Origin of the sequence: Desulfobacter sp. UBA2225, from assembly GCF_002348205.1 — a bacterium.
GTDB lineage: Bacteria > Desulfobacterota > Desulfobacteria > Desulfobacterales > Desulfobacteraceae > Desulfobacter > Desulfobacter postgatei.
The window spans coordinates 1-12,932 of the sequence record NZ_DDYV01000216.1 but is presented as its reverse complement, the minus strand read 5'-3'; the positions used below and the strand labels follow the sequence as shown (position 1 = coordinate 12,932).

Here is a 12,932-nt window from a genome sequence, read left to right as displayed (position 1 = left end):
TGGGTGGGTCTCCCAGGTTCCTCGATCACTCTTTCACTACGCGCTGTCCGCTATCACCCCGGCAGGCCAGATAAGTGCATTTGCTGATTACTTCCCCATCTGTATTGGCTTCGCCATCTTCGGGAGGTTGGCCGCCTGCATCTTTGTGTTTCGAGGCCGAAACCGGTTCACCCTTTCGGATTACGGCTCGTAGCTTTGCTGTCCAGCGCTCCCACGCTCTCGCTTGCCTTCCTTCGGCAAACCGATCTTGCTCCCCGTGCTTTGTTACCTCCACACGACAGACCGCAGCTACATGTCTAATCAGCAATTTACATGGTAACCTCCTTTCAGGTTACAAGAATGACCAGGCTTATCCTGGCGCACCGAAGCGCACGAAGCGCACGAAGCGCACGAAGGTGAATTGTCTGCGCAGATTTTATTCTTCGTCTCCTTCGTGATCTTCGTGGTTAACAAAACCTATGACAATGTATTGTCATGAAGTACGCCGGGTTGACAAAGAATGAGTTCACTCATGTGATTGGCCACGGTGGTCACCTTGTGGCTGAAGAGCGGGGCCTGGTCGCAATCGGTGGTAAAGTCGCCCACAATGTAGCAGTTGCCGATTCTGCGCGAACCGATGGCGGCCAAATCGGATCCGGCAATGCCGCAGGCTGAAACCACCCCCTTTTTGTCGGCAAAGGTTTCGATGAGCATTTTTTTATCCACCTGGCGGTCAAAGCCCTCAACGATAAGATCGCAGTCCAAGAACAATTCTGCGCAGTTCTTCGCGTCAATACGCTCAATCAGCGCCTCGATCTCTATCTTGGGGTTAATGCGGCTTAGGTTGATTTTAAGTGCCTCGACTTTGAACAGGCCGATCTGGTCGGAAAAATAAAACTGGCGGTTGAGGTTGCCGGATTCTACCCGGTCGAAATCGACCAGTTTGAGTTGCACAACGCCGCTTCTCACCAGGTTAAGTGCCACGTTGGAGCCGATACCGCCGACCCCTGCAATACCGATCTTCATCAGATGCAGTCCCAGTCTTTGTAAATCGGCTGGTAGCCCTGGGCGAGAATTGCATCGGCCACCTGAGCCACACTGCGGGCATCGGTAATTTCAAATTGCGGCGTCTGACCCTCGGGCACCTCGGTATATCCACCGACACCGGTGCTTGACCCGGCAGAGTAACGGGTAACCCCCAGGGGCAGAATGCGGTCGCGAAAGGTGGCGTTTTCACGGGTAGAGACGGTCACTCCCGAACGCGGCAGGAAGATGCGCAACGCGGTCATGAACTGAACAAAGGTTTTGTCATCCACCAGGTAGTCGGGTTGAAAATCGCCTTCCGCCTCGTTAAACCGGGGCAGAGAGATGGCGACTTCGGTATCGATATACTTGTTTTCAAGGTAGCGGGCATGTAACCCGGTGAAAAACATGTCCCGGCGCGGCTCGGAAAGACCCAGCAGCGCGCCGAGGTTGACCACCCGCATGCCGGCGATCGCGGCCCGTTCAGGCCCGTTGAGCCGCCATTGGTAATCCATTTTTTTGCCGGCCAGATGAACCCGTTTATAGACATCTTCGTCATAGGTTTCCTGGAACATGGTCATGGAATCGACACCGGCCTCGTAGAGTTGGCGGTACTCATCAACCTCAAGCGGGTAGACCTCGATCGCCACGGATGCAAAATGTTTCTTGAGCAGTTGAGCCGCATCCACCAGGTACGACATGGGGGTCATGTGCTGGGCCTCACCGGTGAGAAAAAGTACATGCTGCATGCCGGTTTTAGCAATGGCCTCGGCCTCAATCTCAATCTCTTCCAGGCTGAGCCTCCGGCGAAGGATGGGGTTTTTCTGATTAAACCCGCAGTAGGCGCAGCCGTTGTTACAGTGGTTGGAGATGTACAATGGAATAAACATCTGGATCGTGCGTCCGAAATATTGCACGGTCAACTGGTGGGCTTTGCCGGCCATGACTTCAAGATGTCCGGCAGCCCTGGGGCTCAGCAGGGTCAAGAAATCCATGGGACCGGGTTTTTCCTTGGCCAGACTGCGGATGACATCCTGATCGCTCACCTGGTCAAAAAAATGGGGAACGTCAAAATCCCGGTATCGCTCAACGATCTCGTAAAATGACATAATCTAATCCTCTTTATACCTCGTCAAGGAATCCGGTGAGTGGAGAAGAGGCCCGGGCAAGGGTAGACTCTTCGGCCATTTCAGCCAGGTAGGCAGCCCGTCCGGCCTTGACCGCGAAATCAAAGGCGCGCCCCATGGCTTCCGGGTCCCGGGCCGTGGCAATGGCTGTATTCACCAGAACCGCATCCGCACCCATTTCCATTGCAGCCGCTGCCTGGGAAGGCTTGCCGATTCCCGCATCCACAACAATGGGTACGGAGACGTTTTCAATTAACATGGCAATCAGTGGTTTGGTCTCCAGCCCCCGGTTGCTTCCGATGGGTGCGCCCAGAGGCATCACCGCCGCGGCACCGGCGTTTTCCAGCCGTTTGGCCAGGGGCAGGTCCGGCAGGACATAAGGCAGCACCTGGAACCCTTCTTTGGCCAGAATCTCCGTTGCCTTCAAGGTCTCCCAATTGTCCGGCATCAGGTATTTCATATCGGTGATGACTTCAATTTTAATGAAATCACCACAACCGGCTTCCCGGGCAATACGGGCAATGCGTACGGCCTGTTCTGCGCTGCGGGCGCCGGATGTATTCGGCAGCAGGGTCACATGTTTGGGGATGTATTCAAGGATATTTTCAGACTGAGCCGTGATGTCGACACGACGCAAAGCGACAGTGATCATCTGTGAACCGCTGGCCGCGAGCATCTTGGGAATTTGCCCATGGTTGCCGAATTTCCCGGTACCGGTCAGTAACCGGTTACTGAATTCTTTCCCCCCCAATCGAAGTACATCGTCTTTCATAATCAGCCTCCTCCGACAAAACTGAGCATCTCCAGGCGATCATCTTCCTGAAGTTCAGTTGTCGGCCAAAAATCCTGTTTGATGATTTGCCGGTTAAGTTCAATAACCAGCGCCCCTGCATCGAGCTTTTTACAGGCGATCAACTGTGCCAACGTGCATGGCTCTATGCGTTCCTTGTTTCCATTGACAAAAATATTCATAGGCAAAAATCCTAAATAAAAAAAGCCGCTTGCTCTCAAGGGAAGAGCAAGCGGCTATAAAAATGCCTAAATCCGAATTTTTCCGGGTTTACTATTGTCTTGTCCGCTCTTCCCTTCGCCAGTATTATCCGGATCAGGTTCAATGGGTATTATCTCAGACGCTGTGCGCCACCCCAAACGATAAATCAAGCTATATATAGATTAAAAAGCTTTGTCAACCCTGGACTAAATATCAAGAGTTCCCTTAAAAACGGTTTGGGCAGGCCCAGTCTTAAAAATATGGCCGCTGGATTCATTCCATGAAATGTCCAGGTCCCCGCCGTCCAGATTAACACGCACCTGACGCCCTGCCCGTCCCGTGAGATGAGCGGCCGTAACGGCAGCACAGGCCCCGGTGCCGCAGGCAAGGGTTATCCCGGCCCCGCGTTCCCACACCCGCATTTTTAATTGCCTGTCAGAGACGACTTCAATGAACTCCACATTGGTTTTTTCAGGAAAACGAGGATGATTTTCCACCATGGGACCAATTGTTTCAATATCCACCAGTGACAAGTCATTCACAAAGATCACGGCATGTGGATTCCCCATGGAAACACAGGATACCAACATTGTGCCCTGGGCTGTCTCTATGGGCACCCCGAGGGCCATATCCCTGTCATGGACAAAAGGAATCTGCTGAGGCACAAGCCTTGGCACCCCCATATCCACGCATACGGAGACCACCTGTCCGCTTTGCTTTTTTTCAATCCGGGGCACCACGGTTCCGGCCAGGGTCTGAACCTTTATTTCATCTTTTACAAGAATATTGTTTTCGTACAGATACTTGGCAAAACAGCGCATGCCGTTGCCGCACATTTCAGGTTCGGACCCGTCTGAATTGATGATTATAAACCGAATATCATGGGTATCAGAATGCCGGGCCAGGATAATGCCGTCGGCACCGATGCCGAACCGCCGGTGGCACAGGCGCACAGCCAGATTCGAATAGTCAATATACCCTGCAATCGTCTTGTCCCGGTCATCCAGCATGATAAAATCATTGCCGATACCGTGCATTTTCCAGAAATCTATACGCATTGTTTATCCTTATCTCTTTTTCTCTTTTTAACTCACTGAACCCGGGACAGGGTCTCAAGAATATGCTCACCAAGCGCCTCAACCTGCCAGTTTCGCATGCCCGGAATCCGCAACAAATCTTCCGGGCTTGCCGGCTTGCCCGCAGCCACAGCGGAAATCATATTGTTGTTGATCAAAAATCCAGGTTCCATGGCCAAAGTCTGGGACGCTGTTTCACGCATTTTTTTTAATGCATCAATGCGGGCAAGGACCTGGGAGGTTTTCCTGGGCACCCGGGTTTGGGGATAGGACGGCAGTTCCCGGTGAGGTAAGGCAAGGGCGGTTTCAATGGCCTTGACGCACAACTGCCCGTACATGCCGGTCTGTTTAGGGCTAAGGGCCCGATGTTTCGATATCGACTCGACACTGGTTGGCCTGTGCTGAACCATGGTCAGAATGGACTGGTTGGACATAATTTTAAAGGGAGGCAGATCCTTTTTCTCGGCCTCGGAAAGCCGGACTTCCAGCAAATGCTCCAGCACGGCAAGGCTCCGGTTGTCAAGTTTTCCGGCTCCCTTGAACCGTCTGAACAAGGGTCTTGAATGATTGCTCTCGTATTTGACCCTGGCCTGCAACTCAAACTCCTCTTCGGCCCAGGCCAGACGCCCGATCTTTTCAAGACGTTCTTTTAAAAGGTCATGCAGGTCCACAAGCGTTGCCACATCCCCCACACTGTAGGCAATCATCTCCTCTTTCAAGGGCCGTTTTGACCAGTCCACCTTCTGGTATTTTTTATCCACATCAATATCAAAAAAAGATTTCAAAAGTGCGCCCAATCCCCGTTCCTTAATATTTAAGAAACGGCAGGCAATCTCGGTGTCAAACAGGTTTTCAATTTCAACGGACAACTCCCGGTCAAGGCTTCTGACGTCAAAGTCCGATCCATGAAACACCTTGGTAATCTCCGGGTTTTCAAGAATTCGGGAAAAGGGTAAAAAATCATTGATCAGAAAAGGATCCAGCAGCCAGGCCTGGTTTGGGCCTGCAATCTGGATCAGGCATATCTTTTCTGAAAAACAGTGCATGGAATCGGCTTCCAGATCCACACCGATTATTTCACAGGGTTCAAGTTTCAGGCATACTTGTGCCAGGTCTTTGTCCGTTGTTATAAACTGATAAACCACCTTAGTTTTCCCTTGATTGTTTAAAACACTTCTTTTAAAATTCTTTTTTTTAATTAACGGCTTTTTCTTACAATGCCTGATCATACGCTGCCTTTGGAAATAGGGCAAGATCGAGGCATGATATATAAAACAGGAAGTAAAAAAAAATGATTCAAATAACTTTCCCGGATAATGCAGTAAAAGAATTTAACGAACCACCCACAGGCATGGATGTGGCAAAAAGCATTTCCGAAGGATTTGCCCGCAACTGCGTGGCTATGGCAATAGAGGGCAAAGCCCTTGATTTAGGCACGGTCATTGAAGAGCACAGTGCAGTGAGCTTTATCACCGCCAACGACGACCAGGGGCTGGATATCCTGCGACACTCCTCAGCCCATGTCATGGCCGAAGCCGTACTCAACCTCTACCCGGACGCCAAACTGACCATCGGCCCTGTGGTTGAAGATGGATTTTATTATGATATTGACATGGATCCGGTAAGCGAAGCTGACCTTGAAAACATTGAAGCGGAGATGAAAAAAATCATCCAGGCCAAGGCAGGTTTTGAACGGCAGGTGGTCACACGGCAGCAGGCGCTTGAGCTGTTTGCCGACAACCCGTTTAAGGTGGAATTGATTAACGAGTTGCCCGAAGGCGAAGAGATCTCTTTGTACCAAAACGGTAAATTCATTGACCTGTGCCGCGGCCCCCATATCCCCAACACCGGCATGATCAAGGGGGTCAAACTGTTAAAAACCTCCGGTGCCTACTGGCGGGCAGATCAGTCCCGGCAACAGCTCCAGCGGCTGTACGGCATCTCCTTTTTTGACAAAAAGAAACTCAACGCCTATCTCACCATGATTGAGGAAGCCAAGAAGCGGGACCACAGAAAACTTGGCACCCGCCTGGATCTGTACTCTTTCCATGACGAGGCACCGGGTATGCCCTTTTTCCATGCCAAAGGCATTTCTATGTGGAATGCGCTTTTGGAATACTGGCGCATGGAGCATAAAAAAGACGGGTATGTGGAGACCAAAACCCCGGTGATGATGACCCGAAAACTTTGGGAGCAAAGCGGTCACTGGGAAAACTACCGGGAAAACATGTACACATCCACCATTGATGACGAGGAATACGCCATCAAACCCATGAACTGCCCCGGCGGCATGATCCTTTACAAAACAACATCCCACTCTTACAAAGACCTGCCCCACCGGGCCGGAGAGATCGGGCTGGTACACCGCCATGAATTTTCAGGCGCGTTGTCAGGATTGTTCCGGGTCCGGGCCTTTCACCAGGATGATGCCCATATCTTCATGACCCCGGACCAGATCCAGGAAGAAGTTTTAGGCGTTTTGAAACTGGCTGAACGGGTCTATGCGCGGTTTGGACTATCCTTTCACCTGGAGCTCTCCACAAGGCCTGAAAAATCAATCGGCACGGATGAACAATGGGAAACCGCCACCAACGGACTGCGCAATGCCATAGAAGCCTATGGCCGAGAATTCATGATCAATGAAGGGGATGGTGCATTTTACGGTCCCAAGATAGACATCCACATCAAGGACGCTTTGGGCAGAACCTGGCAGTGTGGCACCATTCAGCTGGACATGGCGCTGCCGGAACGTTTTGATCTGACTTACAAGGGCGCGGACAATGAAAAACACCGGCCCATCATGATCCACCGGGTGATCTACGGTTCCATGGAACGGTTTTTCGGTATCCTTGTGGAGCATTTTGCAGGTAAATTTCCCCTGTGGCTGGCCCCGGTCCAGGCCGTGATCCTGCCCATCAACCAGGAACTGGCTCCCTATGCCAAAGAGATCCAACACCTGTTGGCGCTCCATGACATCCTCTGCGACGTAGATGACAGAAGCGAGACCCTTAAAAAGAAAATCAGAGAGGCCCAACTGGACTATATTCCTTTAATCATCACCATTGGGGACAAGGAAAAAGAAGAAAAAGTATTGTCGGTGCGCACGTTGGACGGCAAGGTCAAAATGGGGGTCACCCACGAAGAGTTCCTGACCAAAGTCTGCGCCCATATCAAAGACCGGGTCCTGGAGGGAATCGATCTTTAACATATTAAATCATGGCTGATTTTTCCGATAAACTGGTACAGATTCTAAATTACGGATCCCTGAACCTGGGTTTGGGGATCGGCTATGCCCTTGAAATATTTGATGTCATGGATGAGAAAGGCTCAGCCCTGACCCTTGGGGAACTGGCCGGGGCAACGGGTCTGAACTCGCGTTATCTCAAGGAGTGGCTGGGCATCATGGTCACCGGTGGCATTATCGAGATGACAAAAAAGCCGGACAATGATGACACCTTTTTCCTGCCCTCTTCCCATGGGGATCTTCTGTGCAGAAGAGCCGGGAACAACAACTTGGGGGTTTATACCCAGGAGATCCCCCTGCTGACCGCCTGTGCCATGAATGCCGTAAAACAGGGATTTAAAACCGGCCAGGGCGTTCCCTTTTCCATTTATCCAGATTTTCAGGCATTCATGTCGGAACTGGCTGAGGCCAAACACCGCAAGGTATTAATCCAGGAATTTATTCCCTATGTTGACCAAGGTAGGCTGGAAAAAAGGCTGCAGCAAGGCATCCGGGTCTGCGATATAGGCTGCGGCCAGGGCGTGGCGGTCTGTCTCATGGCCCAGGCCTATCCAAAATCCGAGTTTGTCGGCATGGACAACCATGAAAAAGCGCTTGAACAGGCCCGGGCCTTATCCGAATCTTTTGGGTTGTCCAACATTGCGTTCATCAACCAGGATGCCGCTGAAATCCGTGAGGCGTCAAAGTTTGGCCAATCCTTTGATTATGTATGCGCCTTTGACGCCATCCACGACCAGTCCCATCCCCTGGACGCGTTAAAAGGAGTGAAATACATGCTGCGTGATGGCGGCCTTTTTTCAATGATCGATATCAAGGCCGCCACCAATATCAAGGACAATACCGATCATCCCATGGGCCCGTTTTTATACACGGTAAGCCTGATGCACTGCATGCCCATCGGGCTCAATGACAACGGCTCGGGCCTTGGCATGATGTGGGGGAAAGAGCAGGCCATAGATCTGCTCAAACAAGCGGGCTTTTCAACGGTTTGTGCCGAAGATATCCCCAATGATTCCTTTAATCTGCATTTTTTATGCACCACCCCATAATTGAACCTATATCCGAAAAAAAACACAGGAGGAACGCGCCATGGAAATCACCTGTCTGCTTGAAAACAACACCACGGACCCGCAACTTGCACCGGCCCACGGCTTAAGTTTTTTTATCCGCACAGGCACCCGGTCCATTCTTTTTGATATGGGACAGGACCAAAAATTTGCAGACAATGCAAAACATTTGGGTGTGGACCTGTCAAAAACGGACATAGCCGTGCTGTCCCACGGGCACTATGACCATGGCGGCGGCATCCCGCAGTTTCAAACGCTCAATGACAAAGCAGCAATCATCATGACTCGGGGGGCCATTGAAGGCAGGTACTATGCCCGCTACAAGAATAATGAACCCCGATATATCGGCCTTGATACCGATGCCATTGACAAAAGCCGCTGCCGGTTTATTGGTGCGGACCTGGCCTTGTCCGAGGATTTAACCATTATCACGGATTTTTCAAAAAAGGGCTTTATCCCCCAGGGCAATTCAGACCTTTTAAGGCAGCAGGAAGACGGGAAACTGATTGAGGATGAATTTTCCCATGAACTGGCCCTGCTGATCGTGGAAGACGGCACCTCGGTTCTGTTCACCGGCTGCGCCCACTCGGGCATGGGGAATATGATTGATACGGTCCTTACCCGCACAGGCCTGGACCATATTGACCATGTGATCGGCGGATTCCACCTGTATAATCGCATAACCAAGGTCACTGAACCGAACAACCGCCTGGATATTCTGATCAATGAACTGTCGTCCTACGAGGGCACAACCTATTATACCGGCCACTGCACGGGTCCTGATGCCCCGGCCTACATGTCCAGTAAAATGGCGCGCCCAATTAACGTGTTTGCCACAGGTAGCCGGCTTGAACTCTGAATTATTTTAGATCAATTCAGGAGTAGATAACTCCATCTCCCGCCTGGGAATTTTCATGACCGTTCCCGGGCGCAGAATCGTCTATGCCGTTCCAGTGGATGCCTGCCAGATCATTAAAGGCGTGGCAGGCATCATGGCAGATGAACAGATGTTTCGCCGGATTTTTGTGAATCTGTTCATGAACAGCCTGACCGCCTCTTTCAGGTGATTGATGGTGATACCTGTTAATAATAGTCTTCCCGATGACAGAAACGATTATGGGAGTGGACTATGAATACTTTCGCTCACCGGATGGATTTGATCCAGCATAACCACTGACAGAAGTAATCCTCTCCCTTTCAAAAAAGTCTCTGGGAGTTCTATAATAGACAAAAGGCTCGCCCTACCTACCAACCTTAGACAGGAGAGAATTTTCAAAATTGTGTGTCATGGGTTGCGCCATTGGAATAGGATCCATGCTCAACGGACTGACAGAGGCTCTGTATCACTCGATGTTCAAGTTTTTTCCAAAACCTTGTAAACACTGGGTTTGAAATGACGTGCTTTTACAAAAAAATCCGTTTTAAAATTATAACTCTTTGATATTATTAAATTTAAAAAATCGTGCCATAAATATCACCCTTTGTATTAAATATAATAATATCAGGTTGTTATAAAAAACTTGAACATCGAGTATCAACACAAACCATATAAACCCAGCATTTGGGTAATCAAGTTAAATCTTGTCCTGCTATAAAATCCTCAACTTTTGATAGCATACAACATTCAATAGCCTGTTCATCTAAAGATTCCGAAAATTCAGGGAATTCCTCAAGAGCTTCTTTAATTACCAACTCTCGCAACTTTTTGCGGTCTGAATCGCTGAGGGAAGCAAGAAGTCGTTTTTGCCTTTCCTCTAATTCTTTTTCTGCATTAAGAACGGATGTGATCGAGATTCCACAACAGAGTTGCTCATAGAACATTTCAAAATCGTCATCATATTGCTTGGATAATTTAATAGCTTGGCAGAGAGCATTTTTATCATAACCTGTAATATTACATTTTTCCATTAGGTACAATGGCAGCATGGTCCGTATATCATCTATTGAATGGAGAAAAAAAGATACCCCCTCGAATCTATATATTCTTTCAGTAGCTTTTCTCTGGAGCCATAAATCCATTCCATCAAAAAAAGGGATTTTTGATGGAGGGGTTAAAATGAGTTTTTTCACGCAATCATTATGTAGATGCAATTTTGAAAGATAACAAGCGCTGAAAAATAAAGCCCGAAAAGCAAGATCAAATACAACTCGTTCTTCTTTTGGTACAGTCATTATTGGGTCATAAATAACACCTGTACCGGCAAGACGTTCTTTAATGTGAGAAGAATCGTTTTCTTTTAAATCCCCACCTTTTAACCACCATGAAATATAATGATTTAAAATCGCCATGCATTCTTTGGGTAAGTCAGCCTGATTCAGGAAAGTGTGCCACTTGACCTTATTGAAATATGTATCTGCCTGATAAAGTGGATAAAAAAAATGAATATTTGGAAATTGCTTGTTGGCTTTCTGAATCGGTTCATCTGAATCCCATCGGTTTAAGTTATAGCAGGAGTTTAAGTGGGGTAACCAAGATGCAACTCGGTTTAAGTTTTCAATCCGGCAGGTATTTTCAAGGCTTTCACACACTATGGATTTTACAATCCAATCATTTTGTAACAGGCTGTTATAATTTGGTGAATCAATCCCATAATCTATGAGGTTTTCTAATAAGCGACATAAAATAATATGCGAATTTAATTGTTCTAATTTGTCTTTTTCTGTTATTTCAGAATCAAGAATGAAAGAAAGGAGTGTATGTATGCCCTGATTCAGATCGACTATTTCCTGAATAAAAAAATCCGAAAAAAATAATAGATCCTCTTCGGTGAATTTCTCTTTTGTTAATAAACGTTCAACGCCAGCAGATTCTATACAATAACCGCACATCTCCAGTTCCTTTATCAGACCATTAAAATAACATTAATAGCGAGCCTTTTGCAGAAACAATTTGTCTGCAAACTATAGTCTTTTTCATATAAACAGCCACGGGCTGACCTGTTTTTTTTTACCGTAATGCAGTCGACAATGAACGCTTTAAAATTTGTGTAGGTTACACAGACTTTCTTATAAAACTTGATATCAAAATATAACCAACTCATGGTTTCAAATTGCAACTGCGTTATCATGAGATAGCCCGTTTTTTTAGTCTCAAAAAAAGACTGCTCTATTCGTTAAGTTTGGTTACACCATCCACTATCGGGATTAAAAAAGCATCATGTGGATTTGGCTGAAAGGACATCAGTTTCTCAATATTTTGCTTGATAAGCGTTTTATCGGATTTTGAAAGTTTATAGCCATGAATAGAGTTAGATTTGAAAACTATTTTTATCTCACCTTCTGTTTCATCTTCACGAATGAAGCTCTCTATTAAAGCTTTTTCTGGCGATTTATAAGTACCATCAATAATTAATCCTCCACGTGGTCCAAAATAGATACTAATGATGTCGGCATTATCAGGAATATCACTCCAATCTTCATAAAATTCTATGATACCGGGAAGACTATAATGAATTTCTTTGACTGATTCATATTTTTCTATTGCTTCGTCTGAAGCATTACGATTTCGGTAGATCGCAAAATATATTTTTCTATCTGCAAAATTGTCATTATCGTATTTTACCGCATCTAACAATGAAAGTTGATAACTATTAACCGGTCTACTATTTCTGTGCGATTGCCAAAGTATCTTGTAATGCTCAATTGTTTCGTAAAAAAGGATGTCCGAAGAATCCCATAATTTTTGAAACCAATCTTTTAAGTCCAATATTGCTGCTGTATCGTTTGTTTGGACACCTGCTTCTATCCAACCATTGAGTTCATTCCCTTCAAAACCAAGACCGTTTGCGGAAATATTTGCTGAACCAATAATAGCATTATTTTCTTGAAATAATACTTTAGCATGTAGCAATCTATTTGTTCTTAATTGAATATTATGAATATCCATCAGCGTTTCAATTAGAAAAGGATTGCAGGCAGAACTTTCTAAATTGCAGATTAAGTTTATTTTTTTGTTGGAAGGTATATTTTTAAATAGTTGCCATGCTTCAATTCCCCAAAAAGCAACAGCAATATTTAGTTCCTCCTGATTCTCAAATAGTATTTCCACCTTTTTAAGATAATTATTATTTTGCAAAAATTCCATTTTGATTCCTCAAGAAATTTAACGAGTTAATCTGTGGTTGCCGTTTTATCTTTCGTATTCGCTTATCTAACGGGATAACATCCGAGAAGTAAGAACCGAAGCTGCATAAATATTTAAAATATCAATGATGAAATTATTAACATTATCTGGAAAGGCGTGCAAATTTTTTTCTTTAATTTCCCATATACCATATAGTTGACCAAGCACTTATGGTATTATTTTTTACCGCTGTTGCTTTTTGAAAAGCCAGGACTGGAAGATGTAGTGCTGGGTAATCTGCCTTGATGGCCGGGTAAGGACTATAGCGTGTAGTCCTGCCTTTCCGAAACCCATAAGCCACC

The 12,932-nt window shown here is 47.0% G+C and carries 13 protein-coding genes and 1 riboswitch; of the genes, 4 read left to right on the top strand and 9 right to left on the bottom strand.

The genetic code is table 11. The features are described from left to right. Nucleotides 1–25: 25 nt before the first annotated feature. The 7 genes from B3D59_RS10915 to B3D59_RS10885 all read right to left on the bottom strand — a co-directional run bounded on the left by B3D59_RS10915 (nucleotide 26) and on the right by B3D59_RS10885 (nucleotide 5,341). Nucleotides 26–307, bottom strand: coding sequence for a hypothetical protein (locus B3D59_RS10915; protein WP_286819756.1), 282 nt, complete (start codon nucleotides 305–307; stop codon nucleotides 26–28). A gap of 149 nt (nucleotides 308–456) precedes the next feature. Next, on the bottom strand, nucleotides 457–1,005 hold the full coding sequence (gene thiF / locus B3D59_RS10910) for a sulfur carrier protein ThiS adenylyltransferase ThiF (RefSeq protein WP_286819755.1): 549 nt from the start codon (nucleotides 1,003–1,005) through the stop codon (nucleotides 457–459). Continuing rightward, a complete protein-coding gene (gene thiH / locus B3D59_RS10905) occupies nucleotides 1,005–2,111 on the bottom strand; it encodes a 2-iminoacetate synthase ThiH (protein ID WP_286819754.1) in 1,107 nt (368 codons plus the stop codon). The genes thiF and thiH overlap by 1 nt, the downstream gene beginning before the upstream one ends. Nucleotides 2,112–2,124: 13 nt before the next feature. Further along, nucleotides 2,125–2,901, bottom strand: coding sequence for a thiazole synthase (locus B3D59_RS10900; RefSeq protein WP_286819753.1), 777 nt, complete (start codon nucleotides 2,899–2,901; stop codon nucleotides 2,125–2,127). Between the two features lie 2 nt (nucleotides 2,902–2,903). Continuing rightward, nucleotides 2,904–3,101, bottom strand: coding sequence for a sulfur carrier protein ThiS (thiS, locus tag B3D59_RS10895; RefSeq protein WP_286819752.1), 198 nt, complete (start codon nucleotides 3,099–3,101; stop codon nucleotides 2,904–2,906). 91 nt (nucleotides 3,102–3,192) lie between these two features. Beyond that, a riboswitch (TPP riboswitch) is annotated at nucleotides 3,193–3,287 on the bottom strand. Between the two features lie 39 nt (nucleotides 3,288–3,326). After that, nucleotides 3,327–4,178 (bottom strand): diaminopimelate epimerase, encoded by an 852-nt coding sequence (dapF, locus tag B3D59_RS10890; RefSeq protein ID WP_286819750.1) that lies wholly within the window; start codon nucleotides 4,176–4,178, stop codon nucleotides 3,327–3,329. A 32-nt stretch (nucleotides 4,179–4,210) separates the two neighbouring features. Then, on the bottom strand, nucleotides 4,211–5,341 hold the full coding sequence (locus B3D59_RS10885; protein ID WP_286819749.1) for a ribonuclease D: 1,131 nt from the start codon (nucleotides 5,339–5,341) through the stop codon (nucleotides 4,211–4,213). Nucleotides 5,342–5,487: 146 nt separating this feature from the next. On the opposite strand from B3D59_RS10885, the gene thrS reads away from it, so the two are divergent. The 4 genes from thrS to B3D59_RS10865 are packed head-to-tail and all read left to right on the top strand — an operon-like array spanning nucleotide 5,488 to nucleotide 9,574. Then, nucleotides 5,488–7,401, top strand: a complete 1,914-nt coding sequence (thrS, locus tag B3D59_RS10880; RefSeq protein ID WP_286819747.1) for a threonine--tRNA ligase — start codon at nucleotides 5,488–5,490, stop codon at nucleotides 7,399–7,401. Nucleotides 7,402–7,412: 11 nt separating this feature from the next. Beyond that, the gene (locus B3D59_RS10875; protein ID WP_286819746.1) at nucleotides 7,413–8,489 is read left to right on the top strand and encodes a class I SAM-dependent methyltransferase; all 1,077 of its coding nucleotides are present in this window, start codon (nucleotides 7,413–7,415) and stop codon (nucleotides 8,487–8,489) included. 40 nt (nucleotides 8,490–8,529) lie between these two features. Continuing rightward, complete coding sequence (locus tag B3D59_RS10870) at nucleotides 8,530–9,366, top strand: MBL fold metallo-hydrolase (RefSeq protein ID WP_286819745.1); 837 nt, start codon at nucleotides 8,530–8,532, stop codon at nucleotides 9,364–9,366. Between the two features lie 55 nt (nucleotides 9,367–9,421). After that, nucleotides 9,422–9,574, top strand: a complete 153-nt coding sequence (locus B3D59_RS10865; RefSeq protein ID WP_286819744.1) for a hypothetical protein — start codon at nucleotides 9,422–9,424, stop codon at nucleotides 9,572–9,574. A 502-nt stretch (nucleotides 9,575–10,076) separates the two neighbouring features. Here B3D59_RS10865 and B3D59_RS10860 read toward each other — a convergent pair. Both B3D59_RS10860 and B3D59_RS10855 read right to left on the bottom strand, forming a co-directional pair. Further along, nucleotides 10,077–11,336, bottom strand: a complete 1,260-nt coding sequence (locus B3D59_RS10860) for a hypothetical protein (protein WP_286819743.1) — start codon at nucleotides 11,334–11,336, stop codon at nucleotides 10,077–10,079. Between the two features lie 277 nt (nucleotides 11,337–11,613). Then, the gene (locus tag B3D59_RS10855) at nucleotides 11,614–12,591 is read right to left on the bottom strand and encodes a phospholipase D-like domain-containing protein (RefSeq protein WP_286819742.1); all 978 of its coding nucleotides are present in this window, start codon (nucleotides 12,589–12,591) and stop codon (nucleotides 11,614–11,616) included. Nucleotides 12,592–12,932 lie beyond the last annotated feature (341 nt).

Bases quoted from the DNA above. Each gene is read 5' to 3' on its own strand.
- B3D59_RS10870 (WP_286819745.1), top strand. From the start codon at position 8,530: ATGGAAATCACCTGTCTGCTTGAAAACAACACCACGGACCCGCAACTT.
- B3D59_RS10865 (WP_286819744.1), top strand. From the start codon at position 9,422: ATGACCGTTCCCGGGCGCAGAATCGTCTATGCCGTTCCAGTGGATGCC.
- thrS (WP_286819747.1), top strand. From the start codon at position 5,488: ATGATTCAAATAACTTTCCCGGATAATGCAGTAAAAGAATTTAACGAA.
- thiS (WP_286819752.1), bottom strand. From the start codon at position 3,101: ATGAATATTTTTGTCAATGGAAACAAGGAACGCATAGAGCCATGCACG.
- thiH (WP_286819754.1), bottom strand. From the start codon at position 2,111: ATGTCATTTTACGAGATCGTTGAGCGATACCGGGATTTTGACGTTCCC.
- dapF (WP_286819750.1), bottom strand. From the start codon at position 4,178: ATGCGTATAGATTTCTGGAAAATGCACGGTATCGGCAATGATTTTATC.
- thiF (WP_286819755.1), bottom strand. From the start codon at position 1,005: ATGAAGATCGGTATTGCAGGGGTCGGCGGTATCGGCTCCAACGTGGCA.
- B3D59_RS10860 (WP_286819743.1), bottom strand. From the start codon at position 11,336: ATGTGCGGTTATTGTATAGAATCTGCTGGCGTTGAACGTTTATTAACA.
- B3D59_RS10900 (WP_286819753.1), bottom strand. From the start codon at position 2,901: ATGAAAGACGATGTACTTCGATTGGGGGGGAAAGAATTCAGTAACCGG.
- B3D59_RS10855 (WP_286819742.1), bottom strand. From the start codon at position 12,591: ATGGAATTTTTGCAAAATAATAATTATCTTAAAAAGGTGGAAATACTA.
- B3D59_RS10875 (WP_286819746.1), top strand. From the start codon at position 7,413: ATGGCTGATTTTTCCGATAAACTGGTACAGATTCTAAATTACGGATCC.